Source organism: Dryocola clanedunensis subsp. sulfonylureivorans (assembly GCF_016756775.1).
Classification (GTDB): domain Bacteria; phylum Pseudomonadota; class Gammaproteobacteria; order Enterobacterales; family Enterobacteriaceae; genus Dryocola; species Dryocola clanedunensis.
Genome location: NZ_JAERMU010000038.1, coordinates 19,462 through 27,610, shown reverse-complemented (window position 1 = coordinate 27,610; position 8,149 = coordinate 19,462). Strand labels below are relative to the sequence as shown.

8 protein-coding genes are annotated in these 8,149 nt (G+C 51.3%); all 8 read left to right on the top strand.

Annotated features, from left to right (window positions below; genetic code table 11):
- Positions 1-110, top strand: a 110-nt coding sequence (locus HYQ67_RS22345; protein WP_072269377.1) for an EF-Tu C-terminal domain-related protein, incomplete at its 5' end; no start/stop codon positions are given.
- A gap of 235 nt (positions 111-345) precedes the next feature.
- On the top strand, positions 346-729 hold the full coding sequence (gene secE, locus HYQ67_RS22340) for a preprotein translocase subunit SecE (RefSeq protein WP_202308012.1): 384 nt from the start codon (positions 346-348) through the stop codon (positions 727-729).
- Position 730: 1 nt separating this feature from the next.
- Positions 731-1,276, top strand: coding sequence for a transcription termination/antitermination protein NusG (gene nusG, locus HYQ67_RS22335; RefSeq protein WP_002438628.1), 546 nt, complete (start codon positions 731-733; stop codon positions 1,274-1,276).
- Between the two features lie 154 nt (positions 1,277-1,430).
- Positions 1,431-1,859 (top strand): 50S ribosomal protein L11, encoded by a 429-nt coding sequence (gene rplK / locus HYQ67_RS22330; protein ID WP_121268269.1) that lies wholly within the window; start codon positions 1,431-1,433, stop codon positions 1,857-1,859.
- A gap of 3 nt (positions 1,860-1,862) precedes the next feature.
- Positions 1,863-2,567: a 50S ribosomal protein L1 gene (rplA, locus tag HYQ67_RS22325; RefSeq protein ID WP_202308010.1), complete on the top strand. Its 705-nt coding sequence runs from the start codon at positions 1,863-1,865 to the stop codon at positions 2,565-2,567.
- Positions 2,568-2,862: 295 nt separating this feature from the next.
- Positions 2,863-3,360, top strand: coding sequence for a 50S ribosomal protein L10 (rplJ, locus tag HYQ67_RS22320; RefSeq protein WP_202308008.1), 498 nt, complete (start codon positions 2,863-2,865; stop codon positions 3,358-3,360).
- A gap of 66 nt (positions 3,361-3,426) precedes the next feature.
- Positions 3,427-3,789, top strand: coding sequence for a 50S ribosomal protein L7/L12 (gene rplL / locus HYQ67_RS22315; protein WP_202308006.1), 363 nt, complete (start codon positions 3,427-3,429; stop codon positions 3,787-3,789).
- A 324-nt stretch (positions 3,790-4,113) separates the two neighbouring features.
- A complete protein-coding gene (rpoB, locus tag HYQ67_RS22310) occupies positions 4,114-8,142 on the top strand; it encodes a DNA-directed RNA polymerase subunit beta (protein WP_202308004.1) in 4,029 nt (1,342 codons plus the stop codon).
- The last annotated feature ends 7 nt before the right edge of the window (positions 8,143-8,149 follow it).

The window sequence follows — 8,149 nt, the reverse complement described above, 5'->3', positions numbered from 1 at the left end:
TGGTTGTTACCCTGATCCACCCAATCGCAATGGACGACGGTCTGCGTTTCGCAATCCGTGAAGGCGGCCGTACTGTAGGCGCTGGTGTTGTTGCTAAAGTTATCGCTTAATCGCTGATAACATTTGACGCAATGCGCAAGAAAAGGGCATCATTTGATGCCCTTTTTATACGCTCTCGAACCAGAACCTGGCTCATCAGTGATTTTTTACTCATAATCATTGCTGAGACAGGCTCTGAAGATGGCGTTAATACCGAGTAGCGCCTGTAAAGAGCAATTCGGTTTGGTTTTGCCTCGCGCTTGCGGGGCAAAAATGTTTGTCTGAATTATTGTGACAGGTTGGTTTATGAGTGCGAATACCGAAGCTCACGGAAGCGGGCGCGGCCTGGAAACGATGAAATGGCTGGTTGTTGCCGTTCTGCTGATTTTAGCAATCGTGGGCAACTACATTTATCGTGATGTGACCTTGCCTCTGCGTGCCCTGGCAGTGGTTATTATGATTGCTGCAGCGGGCGGTGTCGCGCTGTTGACGACGAAAGGCAAAGCAACTGTCGCCTTCGCTCGTGAAGCGAGAACCGAAGTCCGTAAAGTGATTTGGCCGACTCGTCAGGAAACATTGCACACCACCTTAATCGTGGCGGCAGTTACTGCTGTAATGTCACTGATTTTGTGGGGCCTGGACGGTATTTTAGTCCGTCTGGTTTCTTTTATTACTGGCCTGAGGTTCTGAGATGTCTGAAGCCCCTAAAAAGCGTTGGTACGTCGTTCAGGCGTTTTCCGGTTTTGAAGGCCGCGTAGCGACTTCGCTGCGTGAGCACATCAAATTACATAACATGGAAGAGCTGTTTGGCGAAGTCATGGTTCCGACCGAAGAAGTTGTCGAAATTCGTGGCGGCCAGCGTCGCAAAAGCGAACGTAAATTCTTCCCGGGCTACGTGCTGGTCCAGATGGTTATGAATGACGCAAGCTGGCACCTGGTGCGCAGCGTTCCGCGCGTTATGGGTTTCATTGGCGGCACGTCTGACCGCCCGGCACCGATTAGCGATAAAGAAGTTGATGCGATTATGAACCGCCTGCAGCAGGTTGGTGATAAGCCGCGTCCTAAAACGCTGTTCGAACCGGGTGAGATGGTCCGTGTTAGCGATGGTCCATTTGCTGACTTTAACGGCGTAGTGGAAGAAGTAGATTACGAAAAGAGCCGCCTGAAGGTTTCTGTATCTATCTTCGGACGTGCTACTCCGGTCGAACTGGATTTTGCCCAGGTCGAAAAGGCGTAATCGCCAGGTTGTAAAAGCAGCGATTAATCGTTGCACAGGGCGCGAGATTGGCATACAATTTCGCGCCTTTTGTTTTTATGTGTCCTGTACACATAGAACGATTTATTCACGGGGAGCCTCATCGAGGCGTTATAACCCACCAGAGGAAATTTAGATGGCTAAGAAAGTACAAGCCTACGTCAAGCTGCAGGTTGCAGCTGGTATGGCGAACCCAAGTCCACCGGTTGGTCCAGCACTGGGTCAGCAGGGTGTTAACATCATGGAATTCTGTAAAGCGTTCAACGCAAAAACTGATTCCATCGAGAAAGGTCTGCCAATTCCGGTTGTTATTACCGTTTACGCTGACCGTTCTTTCACTTTCGTTACTAAAACCCCACCGGCTGCTGTTCTGCTGAAGAAAGCTGCTGGCATCAAGTCTGGTTCCGGTAAGCCGAACAAAGACAAAGTGGGTAAAGTGACCCGTGCTCAGGTGCGTGAAATCGCAGAAACCAAAGCTGCGGACATGACTGGTTCTGACGTTGAAGCGATGACTCGCTCCATCGAAGGTACTGCTCGTTCCATGGGCCTGGTAGTGGAGGATTAAGAAATGGCTAAACTGACCAAGCGCATGCGCGTGATCCGTGACAAAGTTGATGCGACCAAACAGTACGACATCAACGAAGCCGTTGCTCTGCTCAAAGAGCTGGCCACTGCTAAATTCGTAGAAAGCGTTGACGTTGCTGTGAACCTCGGCATCGACGCTCGTAAATCTGACCAGAACGTACGTGGTGCAACTGTACTGCCGCACGGTACTGGCCGTTCCGTTCGCGTAGCCGTATTTGCCCAGGGCCCTAACGCTGAAGCTGCTAAAGCTGCAGGCGCAGAGCTGGTAGGTATGGAAGATCTGGCTGACCAGATCAAAAAAGGCGAAATGAACTTCGACGTTGTTATCGCATCTCCTGATGCAATGCGCGTTGTTGGCCAGCTGGGCCAGGTTCTGGGTCCACGTGGCCTGATGCCTAACCCGAAAGTGGGTACTGTAACGCCTAACGTTGCTGAAGCGGTTAAGAACGCTAAAGCTGGTCAGGTTCGTTACCGTAACGACAAAAACGGCATCATTCACACTACCATCGGTAAAGTGGACTTTGACGCTGACAAACTGAAAGAAAACCTGGAATCCCTGCTGGTTGCGCTGAAAAAAGCAAAACCTTCTCAGGCGAAAGGTGTTTTCATCAAGAAAGTTAGCCTGTCCACCACTATGGGTGCAGGTGTTGCGATCGACCAGTCTGGTCTGAACGCGGTAGCGAACTAAAAATCGCTGCTTTACGCGGGCGTGAGATTAGTCTAAAATCTTACGCCCGTTGCCTTGCTTGCAAGGCACACAGAATTTTCGGTTGGAGCCTGGCCTTATCCAGGCCTCCGTCCAAGACCGCAGGTGTTTCGCAAGAGACTTAATTTCCTGCGTAGACGGTGACAGAACCTGAAGAATATTTTTGGATAGTCTTTGGCTTGTTTCTGCTCACCGTATGTCGACGCTCATTATCGTTTTGGTGATGAGTGAAGTGAGTTCCGGGGGTTACCCCGGCTAATATCCAGGAGCAAAGCTAATGGCTTTAAATCTTCAAGACAAACAAGCGATTGTTGCTGAAGTCAGCGAAGTAGCCAAAGGCGCGCTGTCTGCGGTTGTTGCGGATTCCCGTGGCGTTACCGTAGATAAAATGACTGAACTGCGTAAAGCAGGTCGTGAAGCTGGCGTTTACATGCGTGTTGTTCGTAACACCCTGCTGCGCCGCGTCGTTGAAGGTACTCCTTTTGAGTGCCTGAAAGACACGTTTGTTGGTCCAACTTTGATTGCATACTCTATGGAACACCCGGGCGCTGCTGCTCGTCTGTTCAAAGATTTCGCGAAAGCGAATGCAAAATTCGAAGTTAAAGCTGCAGCCTTTGAAGGTGAGCTGATCCCGGCGGCCCAGATCGATCGCCTGGCAACTCTGCCAACTTACGAAGAAGCAATCGCACGCCTGATGGCAACCATGAAAGAAGCCTCTGCAGGCAAACTGGTTCGCACTCTGGCTGCTGTACGCGATCAGAAAGAAGCTGCTTAATTGCACTTTCTTTTCTAACGCATTTGCTTACGTATAAACTAATTCTGATTTTCAGGAACAATTGTTATGTCTATCACTAAAGATCAAATCATTGAAGCAGTATCCGCTATGTCCGTAATGGACGTTGTTGAACTGATTTCTGCAATGGAAGAAAAATTCGGTGTTTCCGCTGCTGCTGCTGTAGCTGTTGCTGCAGGCCCAGCTGAAGCTGCTGAAGAAAAAACTGAGTTCGACGTTATTCTGAAAGGCGCTGGTGCTAACAAAGTTGCTGTTATCAAAGCAGTACGTGGCGCAACTGGCCTGGGTCTGAAAGAAGCTAAAGACCTGGTAGAAGCTACTGGTGCAATCAAAGAAGGCATCAGCAAAGATGACGCTGAAGCTCTGAAGAAAGCTCTGGAAGAAGCTGGCGCAGAAGTTGAAGTTAAATAAGCCAACCTTTCCGGTTGCAGCCTAAGCAATTAGGCTGATGGCTGGTGACTTTTTAGTCACCAGCCTTTTTGCGCTGTAGGGTACCAGTCGCGTTTCACACTGTTTGGCTGCTGGTTACCTTTCAATGCTTGTCTCTATCGACGACTTAATATACTGCGACTTTCTACGCCGGGAGTTCCGGAGTAAAGCGTAGCGAAATGGTTTAAGAGTGATAGAAACAGGTATTGCGGAATGTGTTCCACTTTCCGGTCCACAAAATAGTGTTGCACAAACTGTCCCTCCGTCGGGCAGATGGGTCGACTTGTCAGCGAGCTGAGGAACCCTATGGTTTACTCCTATACCGAGAAAAAACGTATTCGTAAGGATTTTGGAAAGCGTCCACAAGTTCTGGACATTCCTTATCTCCTTTCTATCCAGCTTGACTCGTTCCAGAAGTTTATCGAGCAAGATCCTGAAGGGCAGTACGGTCTGGAAGCAGCTTTCCGTTCCGTGTTCCCAATCCAGAGCTACAGCGGCAATTCGGAACTGCAGTACGTCAGCTATCGTCTTGGCGAACCAGTTTTCGATGTCAAAGAGTGTCAGATCCGTGGCGTGACGTATTCTGCTCCGCTGCGTGTAAAACTGCGTCTGGTGATCTACGAGCGTGAAGCGCCAGAAGGCACCGTAAAAGACATCAAAGAACAAGAAGTCTACATGGGTGAAATTCCACTCATGACTGACAACGGTACGTTCGTTATCAACGGTACTGAGCGCGTTATCGTTTCTCAGCTGCACCGTAGCCCGGGCGTATTCTTTGATAGTGACAAGGGTAAAACCCACTCTTCAGGGAAGGTGCTTTATAACGCACGTATCATCCCTTACCGTGGTTCCTGGCTGGATTTCGAATTCGACCCGAAAGACAACCTGTTCGTGCGTATTGACCGTCGCCGCAAACTGCCTGCGACCATCATTCTGCGAGCACTAAACTTTACCACTGAGCAGATCCTTGACCTGTTCTTTGAGAAAGTTAATTTCGAAATCCGTGACAACAAGCTGCAGATGGAACTGATTCCGGAGCGCCTGCGTGGCGAGACCGCATCATTTGATATCGAAGCTGACGGCAAGATCTATGTCGAAAAAGGCCGCCGCATCACCGCGCGCCATATTCGTCAGCTGGAAAAAGACGATATTAAGCTTATCGAAGTTCCGGTTGAGTACATTGCTGGCAAAGTCGCGGCTAAAGACTACGTTGACACCTCTACCGGCGAGCTGATTTGCGCGGCGAACATGGAGCTGTCATTGGATCTGCTGGCCAAGCTGAGCCAGTCTGGTCACAAGCGTATCGAAACGCTGTTCACCAACGACCTGGATCACGGCCCGTACATCTCTGAGACCGTACGCGTCGACCCAACCAACGATCGCTTAAGCGCGCTGGTTGAGATCTACCGCATGATGCGTCCTGGTGAGCCACCAACTCGCGAAGCGGCTGAAAGCCTGTTCGAGAACCTGTTCTTCTCCGAAGACCGCTACGATCTGTCCGCGGTTGGTCGTATGAAGTTCAACCGTTCTCTGCTGCGTGATGAAATCGAAGGTTCAGGCATCCTGAGCAAAGACGACATCATCGAAGTGATGCGTAAGCTTATCGGTATCCGTAACGGTCAGGGCGAAGTGGATGATATCGACCACCTCGGCAACCGTCGTATCCGTTCCGTAGGCGAAATGGCGGAAAACCAATTCCGCGTTGGCCTGGTGCGTGTTGAGCGTGCGGTTAAAGAGCGTCTGTCCCTGGGCGATCTGGATACCCTGATGCCTCAGGATATGATCAACGCCAAGCCAATCTCTGCGGCAGTGAAAGAGTTCTTCGGTTCCAGCCAGCTGTCTCAGTTTATGGACCAGAACAACCCGCTGTCTGAGATCACGCACAAGCGTCGTATCTCGGCCCTCGGCCCGGGCGGTCTGACCCGTGAGCGTGCAGGCTTCGAAGTACGTGACGTACACCCAACCCACTACGGTCGTGTATGTCCAATCGAAACGCCAGAAGGCCCGAACATCGGTCTGATCAACTCCCTGTCTGTTTATGCACAGACTAACGAATACGGCTTCTTAGAAACCCCGTATCGTCGCGTAGTTGAAGGCGTGGTAACGGACGAGATTCACTATCTGTCTGCTATCGAAGAAGGTAACTATGTTATCGCTCAGGCGAACACCAACCTGGACGAAGAAGGCCGTTTCGTAGACGACCTCGTTACCTGCCGTAGCAAAGGCGAATCAAGCTTGTTCAGCAACGACCAGGTTGACTACATGGACGTTTCCACCCAGCAGGTGGTTTCCGTCGGTGCATCCCTGATCCCGTTCCTGGAACACGATGATGCCAACCGTGCCCTGATGGGTGCGAACATGCAACGTCAGGCGGTTCCTACTCTGCGTGCTGATAAGCCGCTGGTTGGTACCGGTATGGAACGTGCTGTAGCCGTTGACTCCGGTGTTACCGCCGTAGCCAAACGTGGCGGTACCGTTCAGTACGTTGATGCTTCCCGTATCGTTATCAAAGTTAACGAAGACGAGATGCACGCCGGCGAAGCGGGTATCGACATCTACAACCTGACCAAGTACACCCGTTCTAACCAGAACACCTGCATCAACCAGATGCCATGTGTCTCTCTGGGCGAACCAATTGAACGCGGCGACGTGTTGGCAGACGGTCCGTCTACTGACCTCGGTGAACTGGCGCTCGGCCAGAACATGCGCGTAGCGTTCATGCCGTGGAACGGTTACAACTTCGAAGACTCCATCCTCGTCTCCGAGCGTGTTGTTCAGGAAGATCGTTTCACTACTATTCACATCCAGGAACTGGCATGTGTGTCTCGTGACACCAAGCTGGGGCCAGAAGAGATCACCGCCGATATCCCTAACGTGGGTGAAGCAGCGCTCTCCAAGCTGGATGAATCCGGTATCGTTTATATCGGTGCTGAAGTGACCGGTGGCGACATTCTGGTTGGTAAGGTAACGCCGAAAGGTGAAACCCAGCTGACGCCAGAAGAGAAGCTGCTGCGTGCCATCTTCGGTGAGAAAGCGTCTGACGTTAAAGACTCTTCTCTGCGCGTACCAAACGGCGTTTCCGGTACCGTAATCGATGTGCAGGTCTTTACCCGCGATGGCGTGGAAAAAGACAAGCGCGCGCTGGAAATCGAAGAGATGCAGCTGAAGCAGGCGAAGAAAGACCTGACTGAAGAACTGCAGATCTTTGAAGCTGGCCTGTTTGCCCGTATCCATGCGGTACTGGTTGCTGGCGGCGTTGAAGCTGAGAAGCTCGACAAGCTGCCACGTGACCGCTGGCTGGAACTGGGTCTGACTGACGAAGAGAAGCAAAACCAGCTGGAACAGCTGGCGGAGCAGTACGACGAGCTGAAGCACGAGTTTGAGAAGAAACTCGAAGCTAAGCGCCGCAAAATCACTCAGGGCGATGACCTGGCACCTGGCGTGCTGAAAATCGTGAAAGTGTATCTGGCCGTTAAACGTCAGATTCAGCCTGGTGACAAGATGGCAGGTCGTCACGGGAACAAAGGTGTTATCTCCAAGATCAACCCGATCGAAGATATGCCTTACGATGAACACGGCACGCCGGTTGACATCGTACTGAACCCGCTGGGCGTACCATCTCGTATGAACATCGGTCAGATTCTGGAAACCCACCTGGGCATGGCTGCGAAGGGCATCGGCGAGAAGATCAACGCCATGCTTAAGAAGCAGGAAGAAGTTGCCAAGCTGCGCGAATTCATCCAGAAAGCGTATGACCTGGGTACAGACGTTCGTCAGAAGGTTGATCTGAATACCTTCACCGACGATGAAGTTCTGCGCCTGGCTGAAAACCTGAAAAAAGGCATGCCGATCGCGACTCCGGTCTTCGACGGTGCTAAAGAGTCAGAAATCAAAGAGCTGCTGCAACTTGGCGGTCTGCCATCTTCTGGTCAGATTACCCTGTTCGACGGCCGTACCGGTGAGCAGTTTGAGCGTCAGGTAACCGTAGGTTACATGTACATGCTGAAACTGAACCACCTGGTTGATGACAAAATGCACGCGCGTTCTACCGGTTCTTACAGCCTGGTTACTCAGCAGCCGCTGGGTGGTAAGGCTCAGTTCGGTGGTCAGCGCTTCGGTGAGATGGAAGTGTGGGCACTGGAAGCATACGGTGCTGCATATACCCTGCAGGAAATGCTGACTGTTAAGTCTGATGACGTGAACGGCCGTACTAAGATGTATAAGAACATCGTAGACGGTAATCATCAGATGGAACCAGGCATGCCGGAATCCTTCAACGTACTGTTGAAAGAGATCCGTTCGCTGGGTATCAACATCGAGCTGGAAGACGAGTAATTACTCG

Coding starts and splice junctions, on each gene's coding strand:
- secE (WP_202308012.1), top strand. CDS start 346: ATGAGTGCGAATACCGAAGCTCACGGAAGCGGGCGCGGCCTGGAAACG.
- nusG (WP_002438628.1), top strand. CDS start 731: ATGTCTGAAGCCCCTAAAAAGCGTTGGTACGTCGTTCAGGCGTTTTCC.
- rplK (WP_121268269.1), top strand. CDS start 1,431: ATGGCTAAGAAAGTACAAGCCTACGTCAAGCTGCAGGTTGCAGCTGGT.
- rplA (WP_202308010.1), top strand. CDS start 1,863: ATGGCTAAACTGACCAAGCGCATGCGCGTGATCCGTGACAAAGTTGAT.
- rplJ (WP_202308008.1), top strand. CDS start 2,863: ATGGCTTTAAATCTTCAAGACAAACAAGCGATTGTTGCTGAAGTCAGC.
- rplL (WP_202308006.1), top strand. CDS start 3,427: ATGTCTATCACTAAAGATCAAATCATTGAAGCAGTATCCGCTATGTCC.
- rpoB (WP_202308004.1), top strand. CDS start 4,114: ATGGTTTACTCCTATACCGAGAAAAAACGTATTCGTAAGGATTTTGGA.